We start from the raw sequence: 13751 nt of genomic DNA on the forward strand, positions 1-13751 counted from the left end.
AGCAGATTGAACTTGCGCGGACGTGTGCTGAATCTCCCATTCGTGCTAGGTGTGGACGGGCCCCTAAGCCCCTGCTATGGACCTCCAATGTCCAGCCAAGGTTCAACCAACATTTTGTCTTCGGCTCAGCTCCACGCAAAAGCGTGGGCAGAAGGATATGAACTGATTGACCTTCAGCTTTCTTCCTTGGGACTGAGGGCCGTGGAAGCGCTAGGGCTGAGTTCGGGAGAGACTGTTCTCGATATAGGATGCGGCACTGGACAGACCCTTCTCCAACTCGCCGAACGGGTTGGAACCGAGGGTCAAGTGATCGGGGTAGATGTCGCGCCGTTACTCGTGGAAATTGCCAAGCAGAGAACGGAGCCGCTCAATCAGGTGAGATTGATCGAAGCGGATGCTCAGTCCTTGGATTTGCCGTCTGAGAGCATGGATGCTGCGTTCTCTCGATTTGGTGTGATGAGTTTTGCTGATCCGGTAACCGCTTTCGCCAACTTCCGTCGCATTCTAAGACCGGCTGGTCGGCTGGCGTTTAGCTGCTGGCGCTCACTTCAAGATAACGAGTTGGATTACTTTCCGGTCTCTGCAGTGAGAGTTCAGTCGGCCGTCGATGAGACTCCTTTCAGCTTCGCTAATCCCGAATACGTTCGCTACATCCTTACGGCGGCAGGATTCAAAGAGATCGATATCCAGTCGCACGATGAAAAGGTATCGAGCGGAAATCTTGACGCGATGACCTCGGTGCTTCTGAAAGTAGGACCGCTCGGAAAGATCGTTCGCGAGAACCCCACCCTTCGTAGAGCTGCGGAGCCTCTATTGCGTGAGGCGTTGGCCGCCTTGGGTGATCCCTCCAAGGTACAGTTGCTGGCTTCCGTATGGATAGTGACGGCGCGCGCTTGAAATCACGTCCGTCGTGGGCGGTCCACAAGCCACGGTTACTGTTTAGCTCCTCGTTTGATGATGGCTGCTTGTGTAGTAGAATAACTTTTTCAGCCTTCGGAAGATCTTGACGGCTGAGCGATCAAGAGGTGGCCGCATCGTGCTTCGGTCACCTGCATCATTACGGCGAATCCAGTGGGAAGCGACAATGGCCATATTTATGGACCGCCATGACCTCAAGGGAGCTACTGCGGCCGAGATCGCAGAAGCGCATCGCAAGGATCTGGAAATTCAGGACCGCTATGGCGTGAAGTTCCTGACATACTGGTTTGATGAGCAGCGCGGCACAACTTTCTGCCTTATTGATGCGCCGGACGAAAGCACCGTGCAGTGCGTGCATCGGGAGGCGCATGGACATGTCCCGGGAGAAATCGTGGAAGTCGCTCTATCGGCAGTGGAGGCATTCCTCGGCCGAATTCAGGATCCGGATCCGCCACCCGGCCGCTTATCTGCAGGAGTGGATTCAGGACATCGAGCGATCATGTTCACCGACATCGTGGGGTCAACAGAGATGACCGAGCGTCTTGGCGATCGCAGAGCTACCGAGCTGGTTCGGGCTCATGATGCCATCGTGCGCAGGTGCCTGAAACATTCAGGCGGGCGCGAAATAAAGCACACTGGCGACGGTATCATGGCCTCCTTTGCATCCACACCTGAGGCCATTGGCTGCGCTACTGTGATCCAGCAGCAGTTTCTGCGGTTCAATAACGGCAACTCAGAGCCAATTCATATTCGGATCGGCCTTGATTGCGGGGAACCGGTTGAGGACAGCAACGATCTTTTCGGCTCTACGGTTCAACTTGCTGCCCGCTTATGCTCAGCCGCCTCGGCTGACCAGATTTTCGTTTCCGAAAATATACGCCGCGAATGCGGACACCAGGATATCTTTGAAATGACCGAGCCACTGAGCCTAAAGGGCTTTACCAGCCCTATCACCGCATTCGCATGCGTTTGGAAAAATCGCGCGTAGAGTCCCTATTTCTTTGGCTCGTTTCTTGCGTCCAAGAATGGATCGCGACGCCGAGCGATGGCGACTGGTAACTGCGGTCCGAGTTGACGTCGACAACCCGCCAACAACACCACCGATAACCGCGGCGTTGCCGCACCATGGGTGCTCGCAGGGACGCGGATTGATCCTCGTGAACTTTTCTTCGAACTTCCGAATCTGAGCACGCACCAGTGTGAGCTCCGGATAGCACCGGAGCTCACTTGCGATCAGGTTATGCTCTGTCCGCCGTCAACAACGATCTCCTGGCCATTCACATGCGAGGCTCTGTCGGAAAGCAGGAACAAAGCGAACTGAGCCATTTCGACGGGCTCCGCAAGCCGACCAAGTGGAATGCCCCCGCGTAAGGGTGGATTCCGTTCCATCAGCGTTAGCCACGATCTTGAAGCGGGCATTATTGAATGTCCGCAATTGGGCCCAATGCGGTCATAGGCAGCCGTAAAGTTCAATGGTCGGAACGGTTTTGAGCTCCGCGGTTTTCCCCAACATCGGCGCTCGATCGTTCCGTCAGGACCGCGTCCGATATGATGTCGAATAGATGATCCGCGCGTGGCACAAGCGGAGGCTGGTCAGCGAGCCACGCCAGAGCGCTGATCAGCGCGAACAGGTCGTTACCGTCCATGTCGCGTCGCGCCACACCTTCGGCTTGGGCACGGACAAGGAGCCGCGTACCGGCTGCGCGCAAGCTGACGCACGAGGCATGGAGCGCGGAATTTTCATCCGCGATGGCGGCAACCATCGGCGCAATGACACCGCTGTAGTTGTGCGTCATCGCGACAGCCTCTCTCAGCCACATCACGAGGGCGCTCTCGTGGGCGTCCCACATTTCGAGCTCATCTGCTCGTCGAAGTTAGTGCGAAGCAAGGCTTCGAGGAGCGCTTCCCGCGTCGGAAAGTGGCGGTACAACGTTCCGTCTCCCACCCCCGCTTTGCGAGCAATGTCGCGCAGCGATGCGTCGGCACCTCCTCCGGTGAGGAGGTTCCGCGCAACGGCGAGGAGGAATCCGCGCCTGTCACTGATTGTGCCGCTGCGGACGAGGTTCAATTTCGATCTTGATATCCATTCCCGCCGGGACCGCCAGAAGCTTGCACAGTTCCGTTGTGCCGGACGATGACGGCGATGTTTGCGGTCATGATACTCCAGCGCCTCGTTGATCTCGCGCCGAGATACCGCTGTTTTCGACCGTCACATAGCCACATTGATGCCCGGAATTAGGTAGCAAAAACCACCAAACATCTTCTATGTAATTGAGAAATAACTAAATGGCGATGGTGCGCTAAAGTGGCATCCCGCCGCATTGCGAAATACTTCAGATAACGCATAGGTCGCTATATGGACGCTCCACAACAACCGTTGACCACAAGTCGAATGTTGCTTGGCCTCACCGTCGCAGCGATCACAGGGCTAGCGGCGTTTGTCGGCCTCACCCTGGCGTCTGACCTTCTCCAGCTTGGCGTTGCCACGCTTGTTTCTGGCGAAGCGTTGAGAACTCCGCCAGTCTTGCAGCCTGTGTTGCTCTATGCGGTATTCGGCTTCCCACTGTCCCTGATCCTCAGCGTGGCCGTTGGTCTGCCAGTATGGGAGCATGCAGAATCTCGACCTTTGCGCAGCAGCCGCGATGCGGTCAGGTTGGGCGCTAGCGTCGGTGCCACAATTGGTCTGCTATCCCTGACGTTCAATCTCATTATTGGACTGGCGGTCTATCTTGACCCCAACTCCAGCTCCGATAGCTGGAGATGGGGGTACCAGGTGACCAAAGACGGCCTGCCAACGCTGTTCGGTTGGTTGTTTGAACTCCTGAACGTGCTTTACTTCGCACTCGCAGGCGCAGCCGGAGGAGTGGCGGCTCGTTGGACTGCACTGCCCAGGGTCTAGTAGTAGGTACGTTTCCAGAGCCCGTTGCTCGTGACCGTATTTGACCTCGTCTTATTCCTCGATACGGGAACTAAGCCTTGATGCTCTTTGCGACATCGTCTGGATGGTCACCAAACAACACAAACGCATCGCGGATGCTGTTTTGCCACCATGGGTCATCATCGCCGACCAAACGTTTGACGTCGTCAGTTTCCAAACCAACGATGTACGGGAGGAAGTCAAGCCGTTCGCTCGGTTGCCGCAGGTTCTCCCTGATCGTGCTCACGACCTCAGCGAGGTGGTCACTGTCTACAATGACGGCAACGTCGATGTCGCTTCCGGGCACGTCCTCGCGACGGACGACGCTACCGTACATCCACAAACTTCGAATCCATTGGCTGTTCGTCTGAGTGCTCGCTTTGATGGCTTCCAGTAGTGACGAGAAACGGTCCCGCTCGGTCCTAAACAACAGCCCAATCGAATCGGCCAAGAAATGATCCATGTTAAATTTGAATAGCCTTGTATTGTCCGAGCCTTCCGATGTTACGACGTTGAGGTTTTGAAGAACCTGCAGGGCCAGCCATACGCTGGTTCTGGAAAGGCCGCTCTGCCGGCTTATCGTAGAACTTGACAGCCTGCCGCCATGGCGGACCAGTTCCCGCAGTACCCGGACATTGGAATCGACACCAAAAATATAAGTTATGGGGTTTCTGATATAGCTCTGGGGGAGGGAACGAGCCATAACCGCTCCTTGGCGACATTAGCAGTTGTTTTAATATTCATACCTCCGTTGTAATATTAAATCAACTGTCATGATATTAGAACGCCGGGTTCATGTACACTAGCCGTCTGTGACTCTGATATGGCGAGAGACTGACAGAGATATGACGATCCGCTGCGCGAGGCGCGGATCCCCAGGCTATTGGAGACTTTAGTGGCGAAACGTCGGGGGATCTGTAACGGCAGGGATTGGCGATACCGGATCAGTCGGTTTGACCAGCCATCCCATCTTAGGCTGCAGCAGTCCGGGCAATGGAAAAAACTTATTGATGAGCATGAAGTCCTTCACATTCATCGTCGCCAATGGGCAATTATGCGAGATTGCGATGGCTGCGATAAGTAGGTCCTGTTCAGGTTGCACGCGCGATGAGTTCGGGTTTATAAACCAGAACTGCTTCAATTGGGGCGTTGTGATCATCTTGGCATAGATTGCTGCGGTGTGTTCCGTGGGCGAAAGGAGTTCCATACCCGCGGCCATGACGAGGTTTAGCCATCGTAGATGCGCCTTCCAGTTCTTGTTTCCGTCGAGACGCTTGATATTGATGCCGACCTGGATTTCTGCGTAGACCGGGAAGGGCATGGCGAACTCAAACGGTGGCCGCGCGTTGAGCAGGTTCAGGCAACCTTGGTTGGGCCTCGGTTTCGCGAACTCGCTCACCACACACGTGTCCAGCGCCAGTCTCTGCGGATGCATCATGGTCGCGGTCCCCAATAGGAGCTGTGAAACATGTGTCGGCGGGGGTACTCGGATACTGTGGGATGCGTAGCCGGAAAAACTCCTTGCGGCAACAAGACCTGCAATGGGTACGTTGGTGCGGAGACGGCTCTACTTTTGTTCAAGTAAGACGGAAAATTCCATCTACCGAATGAGAGCGGCGCGTTCTGGGGCTTCTCGAAGGGGAAGACAGATATGAGTTGTCTTAGAACGCGAAATGATCGGTTCCTGCTTATACAATGGCAGGTGGCCGTTATGGTGGAATATCCGCGAGTTCTGCTCTATACAGGACTCAAGTGGTACCTCCAAAGGATTCCGGTCGTGCATGGCGTGGACTGTCATCGAAGCTAAAAAAGATTTCGGCCAAATAATTGAAGCCGCCAGACTATCGGGTGATCAGGTCATCACGGACGGTGACGAGACCTACGTCTTGAGCCGCATGGCGAAAAGCGACGGCAAAAATCTTCGAGAAATACTCAGGCGAGGAGGCCCACTTGGGGAAGATGAGGACCTCGGCAGCGGCTAATTTTTAGTAATTTCGTTCCTGTTGTCCACAGAAATTAGCGTTTAGGTGTTGGGACACGCTGCTCTTGCTGCGGCAATTCAATTTTCAACCCAGTTGGGTTCAACTGGGAGTTCCACAAAGCCATCGCTTAATTCGTCGTAGACGAAGTATCGTCCGTGGGAACCATATCGTGCGTTGTGGTTTTCTGCTGGCTTCACGTTTCTCGAATGACGGTCGCAGGCGACGAACATCCAGCTGCCGTCGTCACGCATAGTGCCCCTCTCGCCGCAGTCCGGACAGGTGTGCTCCGAACGGGCGTCGGCGAGGTTCTCGGCCCTGCCGAGTCGACGCCGTATGTCGGATGCAGGGTATTCCGTAGTCTCAATGTCGATCGTCAGTGCACCATATTTTTCGCCAACTTCCACAAATTTTAGTTTGACGCCACTCGGCAAGGCAGCTCTCACATCGTCAAAGTATTTGTCGAGAATTGATACCCATCCCTCGGGACAGCGGAATTTAACGGTGTCTGCAAACAGATCGGAATATTTCGAGCGGAGTTCGTCGAGGTTCATTTTTTTAACACTCAGTTTAGGGGTGCTTTTTTAGCTCTCTGCAATCTCGTTTTTTAAGGGCAGCCGCCGACCTGGATATCTAACCTGCCATGTCTCGATCAGGAAAAGCGCAATAGTGCCTCAGTGTGGCCTACGGTTTGCGCAACTCTAGAAACGCAGTCTACCTATGCCCTGTTCCCACTTTTCGTGTTCAAGTATGCTGTTGAATGCAGAGCTCGGGGTGATGTCGTAACCAAACTTCTTGAACAGAATTTCCACTGCAACACGACGCCAAGCCGGGAGCCGCCCATCCATCTGCAGGGTATCAATGAAATGCGGGCCAATAGGAATAAAAATATTGGGTAGGCACTCCACGGGCGGCGGGATCCGGATCGGATCATCTAGGCCCGCCAGGGGATGTGACTCATATTCTGTTTTAGTGCGTTCGTCTCGTCGCACTAAACGTATGATCGCCCTAAATTCTCTTTCATGTTCATACCGTTTATCTTTTAGCAGGCCGCTTAAGAGGCTTGAAGATCCCCGTTCGCGGAACAGCTCTTGAGAACTTTCGTCGCGCCAAGTTAAAGCGCTTAGGACGTCAAGATCATCCCACGAACCCGCTTCTTCTGCAGAGACTCTGATTTTATTCTCATAATTCTCCCGTATTTCAACGACGCGGTCGAACATTTCAGAAAAATCGACGTAGACTACCCTTCCGATTTCCGGAGGATAAAACAAATCGCGTGGATCGTTCGGCTCGAGCGAGTAAGCGATTGCAAAGTTCCGTTTAATGTAAAATGTCTCGATGGCAGCTTTCAGCTTTCCGATCGTTGACCGGACCAAAATACCTTCGTATTCCCGAGAATAAAGGGCCCATACGGCGATGTTGTCGGGAGCCATTGTCCAGCATGTCATATGGCGAACTGCCTGTGACTGAGGGTGGGCACTAATACGTTCTTGATGTTGCCCTCGTGTCATCGGCCCGAATATGGAGTTGAACGTCAGGAGGTATTCTCCGATAAGTTCGTTTTTGTCCTCCATAGTTAACGCCTGAGCCATCCGTAACTCTTTGTTCTCAATGGTCGTTATCAAATCATGAAGATTGAACATCCGGTAAATCGGCGTGTCATCCGGCAAACTTGCATCAATCGGCACTATGGATGCCTCCTATTTTTTTGTAGGGCTTTGATGTAGCAGTTTTGAGAGATATCTCACCAGACGCCTGTAGGCGAGGCGCTTGCAAAATGCGGAATTAGGTAGCAAGACCCACCAATGGGGCTCTCTTACGTCTGCCCGCATTGTTCATCGTCCGAACAACTCTGAATGCGCGCCGAGCCATCTTCAAAGAGCGGCCGTCGCGTCACGGCAACGCGAACAAACCGTACCCGAGATCATCGCCGCCGCCGCCGAACCGTTGCCTGATTGCGACGATCTGGCGTTCGGAGAGTGCTTTGGCCGCTTTGCTGACCGTCGCGTCGTGCTGCTTGGCGAGGCCAGCCACGGGACTTCTGAATTTTACCGTGCCCGTATCTGGAACCACGTTTGCCGGGTGGGGACTAAGCAGAATGCGCCTTGGCAATAGAGTCTGTTCAGCATTTTCCGGATCGCCAGAGACGCTTACAAAAAGATGCGTTATCTTTCCATATCCAATCATATTGAGCGTCACCCGCAGCAGTTGTACGTTTATTGCGAGAGCCAAAGGAGCCTGAACATGCGCGCTCGGCCAACGCGTGCAAGACTGATGGCATGGTGAGATGTGCGCTTCTGCTCTGCATTCGCATTAATGCTGCTTTTTCAGGCAACGTCAATTGTATTTAAATCATCTGCAAAATATAATGTAGATTTAAGTAAGTATTTTTCATGCTCATTGAGGGAGAAATAAAATACATTCGGCAAGTTCGAGAGCCCCTGTTTATCTTCTTCTTTCCTAGAGAAATTTAAAATAGCTCGATAGTTTACAAGTTCATCGGAGCTAAACGTTTTTAGATTTTGTCCACTTGGCGATCTTAAATATTCCCTCACACGTGTTAGGGCTTCGACCGCGTTCGGAGAATCCGCAATATGGTCAAAGGTATCTCGATCAATAAGAAAATTTCCAGCATGGTCCTGAGAAACCATCTGTTTGAAAGCGGCGTTGCTCGCAAGTTTGAGAAATATCGTTCCGAAGTTTAGACGCTTCAAAGGTGTGTCTGAGACCGCTCTCAACCTTAGGATAACATCACGGAAATATGCATGCGCGTTTTGAAACCCACTTTGCCCGGTCGAGCAAAGCTCGTTGATTTGCCTTACTACTTCGTAAGCTTTTCTTCCTAATAGTATTTCGGAAACTCGTATTGCATCGATTGGGTCGTCGCAGGTATGCACCAAATTCAATGTACGTGCGCTGGCACCTAGATCATGACGCAAGTGACCAGGCTCACACCAATAAGGGGTTGAGGGACCTTTTGACTCTTTAATTTCTCTGTACAGAGAAAAAGGGCTCGCCGACTCCTTTCTCAAATATAGCGCTACGCTGGTCTGAGGATGAAGCTCATAAGCCCGACGAAACAACCACCAGTTCGATATCATGGAACTGGTTGATTCATAGCTCAGGTTGTATCGATAGATTTCTTCTAAATCTGGTTCACTTAATTTAGGCAATAGTTGTAAATTTGCTATCTGGATCTTCCTGACTTCTAACCAGCTAATAGTCTCCTTCAGTCGATCTGCAGCGATCAAGTCTGGTTTTAAGATCATTAAAACTGTTGGAATGAAAGTTTTTACACTGTTAAAACCATATTTATCAATTGCATCAGAATATTTCGATGAAAAATTTCCTGATCGAACATATGCACTTTGCTCCGAAAACTCTGCCTCTATTTTATTGTAAAGAGTCTCAGCAGTATTAAAGATGTCTGGCATATTCATGCTTACATACTTTCCAATAACAAAAACGTATTAGTGTTCTTCAGTGTCATGCGTTTCGTCTGTCGTGGTCGAACATTGCTACGGAATGTGGGTCGTTTGCTGAATCACCTATCTTGGCATCAATGACTGTAGACGGATCGATGTCTTCAAGGCGTAAACAGATCGTTCTTAATTTGTTCAAAGCGCGATCGGGGTTCGGTGAATTGGTGATGCCACGACCAACGATAACCGAGGTCACCAATTCTCTCGGTAGCATCGAGATGTTTGTTTCATTTACACCACCACCGAATGCAATCGGTCCGTTCCACTCGTCTCGAATGATCATCGATCGCGCTATCGCCCTGCGAAAGGCCTCATCGACGTCCTTACCCTCACCATGGGCGATTGGAATCACAGTTTGGCTCCCGCTGACCAGTCGCGTGACTCTTCTAATTAGATTCTCGTCGCATCCCAAAAAACTGAGGTAAAGAAGGGCGTCGTATCGTGAGCAGCATGAAATACAGTCGATTAATTGCGAGAACTCCAAACAAGCATGTACCGTGACAAATTTTGCTCCCAGGTCCAGAAAGGGTATCACTTGCCTAGTTCCAAAATCTAAGGACTTGAGATCCACACAAATATCGTTCGTCTTGACCTGTGACCTAATTGCGTGGAATGCGTCTTTTCCGTTCCAGCAAATAAGCGGCGTGCCAATTTCGACGATGTCTCTAGAGTCCAATTCCAATTCCGAGATCATTCTTATCGTTGAATCGAGCTCTATATCGTCAAGCGCCACTTGAATTCGCATCTCGTCACACCTACTCGTTAGGGGTTTCATTGTATCGGTTCTTGCGGGTCAGACGGCTCAATGTCGGCAGGCTACGATGCGGTACGCTGCAGAGAATCCGCGTATCATAGGCCTTCAAGGCGGTGACGGGGAACGCCCGCACTCTGGGCCATCGTAGTTTCTGATTTTGTGGTTGCTTTGGCCGCTACGGTATTCGTCTCATGAGCACGACTAATCTTGAGCTCAAACCGGGTATATCTGGAGAAATGTGCGGAACGCCCAACGATCGGTCTTGGATGCCAGCTCCGTTGATCATCCCGTCATATATTGCGACATCCCCACTCGATGGATGAAACATCTCGGTGTCTTTAAATAAAAACTGAAGTTTTTCCATGTCGATGGGACGTTGATGCCACAATTCATCCATGTTGTACGAGGGCAGAAATACCGCTCCTCCAAACCTGTTGAAACCACGTTCAGTGAGTGAACAAATGGCACTTTCTCGAGCGCCGTAATAGCTGTCCGAGTGAAGTGTTGGCGTTAGGGTAGCAAGAGGCTTTGTCGGGTCCTTTGCCAGGACCATGGAGATCTGTTCAACAACCAATGTCGTATTAGCAACTCGGGATGCATTTTCAAGCTGTTGCATCAACATCATAGCCAGGTCATGGCCAAAACCAAGGTCAATATTCTGCTTTTTATCTAAGCATTCGCGCCACCATGACGAGCCGCCGACATAGTCATCTCTCTGCTCGTAGTCCCTGATTTTTAAGGTCGCTATTATATTTCCTTGTGCGGCATTGTCTGCGCTAGGACTGGCTGATGTGATTTGGCGAATGATGTCCGCTTTGTCTACGGACTCGATTTGTTGATCGTTGGTTACTGTCCATTCCCAACGTTTGTCAGTTGAAAACGAGTTAAAGCAACTAAGGGGCCAACTGGATGATATAAGCCATTCTCTTATAGCATCGTTCAGCAAGGCTCCACGCCAGATCAGAATTGATGGGCGACTGTCTGGCGATGTATTTCTGTCATACTCCGCAATCTCCAAGAGAGATGATGAGCCCACTATTGTTCCGTTTTTCCCAAAATTAGTGTCTTTATCAAGAGTGTTGTAATAGTGAGTTCTGTTAGTCATTTTTGCGTCCCAAGAAGTGCCCCATCAATCATGCGGAAATTTGCGTTAGCAAGTACTATTACATGGTCATCACCCATCATTCTTTAAGGACAGGTATGTATAGAACTCATCCGGGGACGAAATATGCCGCAACTCACCATCAACGATCATTGCAAATCGATTCCCAACATTCGCGACAAATTGGCGGTCGTGGGAGACGATTACACACGTCGCTTCGATTGAGTTGATCTGGTCCTCCAGCAAGAGCTGGCCAGCGATATCGAGGTGATTTGTAGGTTCGTCAAAAATATATAAGTTGGGGGCATGTAGACGAAAACATACGAGTGCCAAACGAAGCCGTTCCCCGTGGCTAATTGTACCAATTTTCTGTTTTTGCATGGGAAGCGAAAAACCTGCATTGACCAATGTTGCACGACAGCGGTCATCCCCAACTGCAGCTACGTTTCTAAGGTGGTCAAAGACCTCGATATTTCCTGGCAAGAATGACAGGTGTTGATCGAGATAACAGAAGTTCACGGCAGCTGTTATAGAAATGCCCTCACGACGACTGGATCTCGGCAATTCAATTTCTGTGGAGAGAAGTTTGACAAACTGAGACTTGCCAGCGCCATTTTCCCCAAACACGACTAAACGGTCACCTTTCGCCAGCACAAGATGATCAATACGGAACAATGCTTTTTTGTTTGGGTCGTGAACCACTAATTTTTTAAGTTCAACCATATACCTCTGATGAATGTCGCGATTTGAGAGTATGATATCTCGTCGTTCCTCTCCCACTACATCAGGAATACTCTCTTTAAGTTGATCCGCTCTTTTCCTAATTTGTACGGCCTTCCGAAGGGCAGCATCTGAGTAGTTATCTACTCCTATCTGGCGCAGATTGGCGGCGCTTTTTTCGAGCCGCTTCAGTTTCACCGTCGTCTTCTCAGCTAAGTTGCGTATCTCTTGATCGTATTGTTCGAGCATATTCATTGCCCTTGAATATGAATATGGAAACGCTTTAGATTCGCCGGCTCTAAGGAACAGGGTGCCGTGAGTGGTATTGTCAAGGAATGCCCTATCATGGCTAATGATTACAACAGTAACTCTGTCTGACAAGCTATTAATACTATTTTCAAGCCAAAGTATTTTAGACAAATCCAAGTGATTAGTGGGCTCGTCTAGGAGAATAATATCGGGGTTTTGAAGGAAACATCCTGCTATGGATACTATTCTCTGCCAGCCTCCGCTTAGGTCGCGAACTTTTCGAATGCGATCGTTTGTCGACACCCCCAGATCATCGAGCAGCACATCGACTTTCCAATATTCATAAGTCCGGTCAGCTTCAGGAATAACGTTAAGTAAAGCGTCAGCCATAGTTAGCCCCCGAATATCGTCGGGAAGATCTTGTCCTACAGAACCAATCCGCTGATTGCGGGCAAGGACGACCTGCCCCTCGGTTGGCTCAATGTCTCCGAGCACACATTTCAACAAAGTCGATTTACCAATTCCATTATTACCGACAATGCCAATGCGATCTCCCTGATTAAAGGAGAAGTTCACGCCCGAATACATGTCACTCGCACGCTTAAATCCCACTTCTCGAAACGTGATCTGCGACATCAGTCCAACCCTACAAACTGCTGGCCAGTTACATGACCAAAGGTAGATTTCTTGGCCGCCAAGATTTGCAAGTAATGCTGGACAACCGTTGCTCCTGCCAAGGCGGTGGTGCCGCCAAGGTCGTACGGAGGACAGACTTCAACCAAGTCCATGCCGCACCAATCTAAGTCGCGGAGCTCCCAAAGCGTGCGAAGGGCGTGGTCGGTTCTAAAACCTCCCGCAACAGGAGTGCCCGTTCCAGGCGCATACGCCGGATCAAGAACATCGATATCAAACGTTAAGTACACTGGTGCGGTACCCACTCGACTGCGGATTCGGTCAGCTAACTCGACAACGCTCAGATCAATCGCGTCGTACGCGAGTATGACCTCCATACCGATGTCATCCGCTACATAGGTCCGAATGCCAACTTGGATAGAGTTATCCTTACGAACGCATTGCTTTTTGATGGCCTGGCGCATCCAAGTTCCATGAGAAACTCGATTCGGGGAGTCACCCCAGACATCTGGATGGGCATCGAACTGCACGATGGCAACAGGTCCACGTAGTTCCGCGTAAGCCTGTAGTATGGGCAGAGTGACTGAATGATCCCCACCAATACTGATCACCTGGGCGCAGCGCTTAAGAAGCGAAAGCACCGTGCTGTATATTTGAGGCTGTGCTTCAAGTTGCCGACTGAAATCGATAAAGCAGTCCCCAAAGTCAATGGCGTTGAGTGTCCTGAATGGGTCAAGCATCGAGGGGTACTGCGGCTCGCAATCGAAGCTAGCACTCGCTTCTCGTATCGAACGCGGCGCAAACCTGGCACCGGGTCGATTTGATGAGGCACCATCAAACGGAAGCCCCAAAATTGCTACGTCAGCACCCGTCACATCTTTATTGTAGCGCGTTCGCATAAACGAGAGCGCGCCTGAGAACGCCGGCTCTGCGAGTCGCGCGGTCTCAGTGTCGGTAATAGCGTTGTCGATAAGGATCTCAGTCATAGTCCTATTCG

Annotated in this window: 15 protein-coding genes and 1 pseudogene; 4 read left to right on the plus strand and 12 right to left on the minus strand. The window is 51.1% G+C overall.

Going from position 1 to position 13751, the window contains the following annotated elements:
* The first annotated feature begins 87 nt into the window (after nucleotides 1-87).
* A complete protein-coding gene (locus ACSQ3H_RS13795; protein ID WP_436117574.1) occupies nucleotides 88-897 on the plus strand; it encodes a class I SAM-dependent methyltransferase in 810 nt (269 codons plus the stop codon).
* Between the two features lie 187 nt (nucleotides 898-1084).
* The gene (locus ACSQ3H_RS13800; RefSeq protein WP_436117575.1) at nucleotides 1085-1906 is read left to right on the plus strand and encodes a nickel-binding protein; all 822 of its coding nucleotides are present in this window, start codon (nucleotides 1085-1087) and stop codon (nucleotides 1904-1906) included.
* A 245-nt stretch (nucleotides 1907-2151) separates the two neighbouring features.
* Here the strand turns inward: ACSQ3H_RS13800 and ACSQ3H_RS13805 are convergent, their stop codons facing one another.
* Nucleotides 2152-2337 carry an SDR family oxidoreductase gene (locus ACSQ3H_RS13805; RefSeq protein WP_436117576.1) on the minus strand — a complete coding sequence of 62 codons (186 nt, stop codon included), beginning with the start codon at nucleotides 2335-2337 and terminating at the stop codon, nucleotides 2152-2154.
* 50 nt (nucleotides 2338-2387) lie between these two features.
* A pseudogene (locus ACSQ3H_RS13810) lies at nucleotides 2388-2962 on the minus strand (TetR/AcrR family transcriptional regulator).
* Nucleotides 2963-3274: 312 nt separating this feature from the next.
* Between ACSQ3H_RS13810 and ACSQ3H_RS13815 the strand changes: the two are divergent.
* Nucleotides 3275-3817, plus strand: a complete 543-nt coding sequence (locus ACSQ3H_RS13815) for a hypothetical protein (RefSeq protein WP_436117577.1) — start codon at nucleotides 3275-3277, stop codon at nucleotides 3815-3817.
* Nucleotides 3818-3887: 70 nt separating this feature from the next.
* Here ACSQ3H_RS13815 and ACSQ3H_RS13820 read toward each other — a convergent pair whose 3' ends face one another.
* Complete coding sequence (locus ACSQ3H_RS13820) at nucleotides 3888-4538, minus strand: nucleotidyltransferase domain-containing protein (RefSeq protein WP_436117578.1); 651 nt, start codon at nucleotides 4536-4538, stop codon at nucleotides 3888-3890.
* A gap of 189 nt (nucleotides 4539-4727) precedes the next feature.
* The gene (locus ACSQ3H_RS13825; RefSeq protein ID WP_436117579.1) at nucleotides 4728-5273 is read right to left on the minus strand and encodes a type II toxin-antitoxin system VapC family toxin; all 546 of its coding nucleotides are present in this window, start codon (nucleotides 5271-5273) and stop codon (nucleotides 4728-4730) included.
* A 343-nt stretch (nucleotides 5274-5616) separates the two neighbouring features.
* Between ACSQ3H_RS13825 and ACSQ3H_RS13830 the strand changes: the two genes are divergently transcribed.
* Nucleotides 5617-5817, plus strand: coding sequence for a hypothetical protein (locus tag ACSQ3H_RS13830; RefSeq protein WP_436117580.1), 201 nt, complete (start codon nucleotides 5617-5619; stop codon nucleotides 5815-5817).
* A 77-nt stretch (nucleotides 5818-5894) separates the two neighbouring features.
* Here the strand turns inward: ACSQ3H_RS13830 and ACSQ3H_RS13835 are convergent, their stop codons facing one another.
* The 8 genes from ACSQ3H_RS13835 to speB form a co-directional block, all read right to left on the minus strand.
* Nucleotides 5895-6368, minus strand: a complete 474-nt coding sequence (locus ACSQ3H_RS13835) for a hypothetical protein (protein ID WP_436117581.1) — start codon at nucleotides 6366-6368, stop codon at nucleotides 5895-5897.
* Between the two features lie 147 nt (nucleotides 6369-6515).
* On the minus strand, nucleotides 6516-7502 hold the full coding sequence (locus tag ACSQ3H_RS13840) for a hypothetical protein (protein ID WP_436117582.1): 987 nt from the start codon (nucleotides 7500-7502) through the stop codon (nucleotides 6516-6518).
* A 205-nt stretch (nucleotides 7503-7707) separates the two neighbouring features.
* Nucleotides 7708-8001 (minus strand): hypothetical protein, encoded by a 294-nt coding sequence (locus tag ACSQ3H_RS13845; protein WP_436119557.1) that lies wholly within the window; start codon nucleotides 7999-8001, stop codon nucleotides 7708-7710.
* 140 nt (nucleotides 8002-8141) lie between these two features.
* A complete protein-coding gene (locus tag ACSQ3H_RS13850) occupies nucleotides 8142-9254 on the minus strand; it encodes a hypothetical protein (RefSeq protein ID WP_436117583.1) in 1113 nt (370 codons plus the stop codon).
* Nucleotides 9255-9300: 46 nt separating this feature from the next.
* Nucleotides 9301-10041, minus strand: coding sequence for an orotidine 5'-phosphate decarboxylase / HUMPS family protein (locus ACSQ3H_RS13855; RefSeq protein ID WP_436117584.1), 741 nt, complete (start codon nucleotides 10039-10041; stop codon nucleotides 9301-9303).
* Between the two features lie 184 nt (nucleotides 10042-10225).
* Complete coding sequence (locus ACSQ3H_RS13860) at nucleotides 10226-11155, minus strand: hypothetical protein (protein WP_436117585.1); 930 nt, start codon at nucleotides 11153-11155, stop codon at nucleotides 10226-10228.
* A 69-nt stretch (nucleotides 11156-11224) separates the two neighbouring features.
* Entirely contained in the window at nucleotides 11225-12757 is a 1533-nt protein-coding gene (locus ACSQ3H_RS13865; RefSeq protein WP_436117586.1) for an ATP-binding cassette domain-containing protein, read from the minus strand.
* Nucleotides 12757-13740: an agmatinase gene (gene speB, locus ACSQ3H_RS13870; protein ID WP_436117587.1), complete on the minus strand. Its 984-nt coding sequence runs from the start codon at nucleotides 13738-13740 to the stop codon at nucleotides 12757-12759. The genes ACSQ3H_RS13865 and speB overlap by 1 nt, the downstream gene beginning before the upstream one ends.
* Nucleotides 13741-13751: the final 11 nt, after the last annotated feature.

Origin of the sequence: Phyllobacterium sp. LjRoot231 (assembly GCF_964253365.1) — a bacterium.
Taxonomy (GTDB): domain Bacteria; phylum Pseudomonadota; class Alphaproteobacteria; order Rhizobiales; family Rhizobiaceae; genus Phyllobacterium.

Bases quoted from the DNA above. Each gene is read 5' to 3' on its own strand.
- speB (WP_436117587.1), bottom strand. From the start codon at position 13,740: ATGACTGAGATCCTTATCGACAACGCTATTACCGACACTGAGACCGCG.
- ACSQ3H_RS13855 (WP_436117584.1), bottom strand. From the start codon at position 10,041: ATGCGAATTCAAGTGGCGCTTGACGATATAGAGCTCGATTCAACGATA.
- ACSQ3H_RS13820 (WP_436117578.1), bottom strand. From the start codon at position 4,538: ATGGCTCGTTCCCTCCCCCAGAGCTATATCAGAAACCCCATAACTTAT.
- ACSQ3H_RS13830 (WP_436117580.1), top strand. From the start codon at position 5,617: ATGGCGTGGACTGTCATCGAAGCTAAAAAAGATTTCGGCCAAATAATT.
- ACSQ3H_RS13800 (WP_436117575.1), top strand. From the start codon at position 1,085: ATGGCCATATTTATGGACCGCCATGACCTCAAGGGAGCTACTGCGGCC.
- ACSQ3H_RS13825 (WP_436117579.1), bottom strand. From the start codon at position 5,273: ATGATGCATCCGCAGAGACTGGCGCTGGACACGTGTGTGGTGAGCGAG.
- ACSQ3H_RS13805 (WP_436117576.1), bottom strand. From the start codon at position 2,337: ATGCCCGCTTCAAGATCGTGGCTAACGCTGATGGAACGGAATCCACCC.
- ACSQ3H_RS13835 (WP_436117581.1), bottom strand. From the start codon at position 6,368: ATGAACCTCGACGAACTCCGCTCGAAATATTCCGATCTGTTTGCAGAC.
- ACSQ3H_RS13860 (WP_436117585.1), bottom strand. From the start codon at position 11,155: ATGACTAACAGAACTCACTATTACAACACTCTTGATAAAGACACTAAT.
- ACSQ3H_RS13845 (WP_436119557.1), bottom strand. From the start codon at position 8,001: ATGATTGGATATGGAAAGATAACGCATCTTTTTGTAAGCGTCTCTGGC.
- ACSQ3H_RS13850 (WP_436117583.1), bottom strand. From the start codon at position 9,254: ATGAATATGCCAGACATCTTTAATACTGCTGAGACTCTTTACAATAAA.
- ACSQ3H_RS13815 (WP_436117577.1), top strand. From the start codon at position 3,275: ATGGACGCTCCACAACAACCGTTGACCACAAGTCGAATGTTGCTTGGC.
- ACSQ3H_RS13795 (WP_436117574.1), top strand. From the start codon at position 88: ATGTCCAGCCAAGGTTCAACCAACATTTTGTCTTCGGCTCAGCTCCAC.
- ACSQ3H_RS13865 (WP_436117586.1), bottom strand. From the start codon at position 12,757: ATGTCGCAGATCACGTTTCGAGAAGTGGGATTTAAGCGTGCGAGTGAC.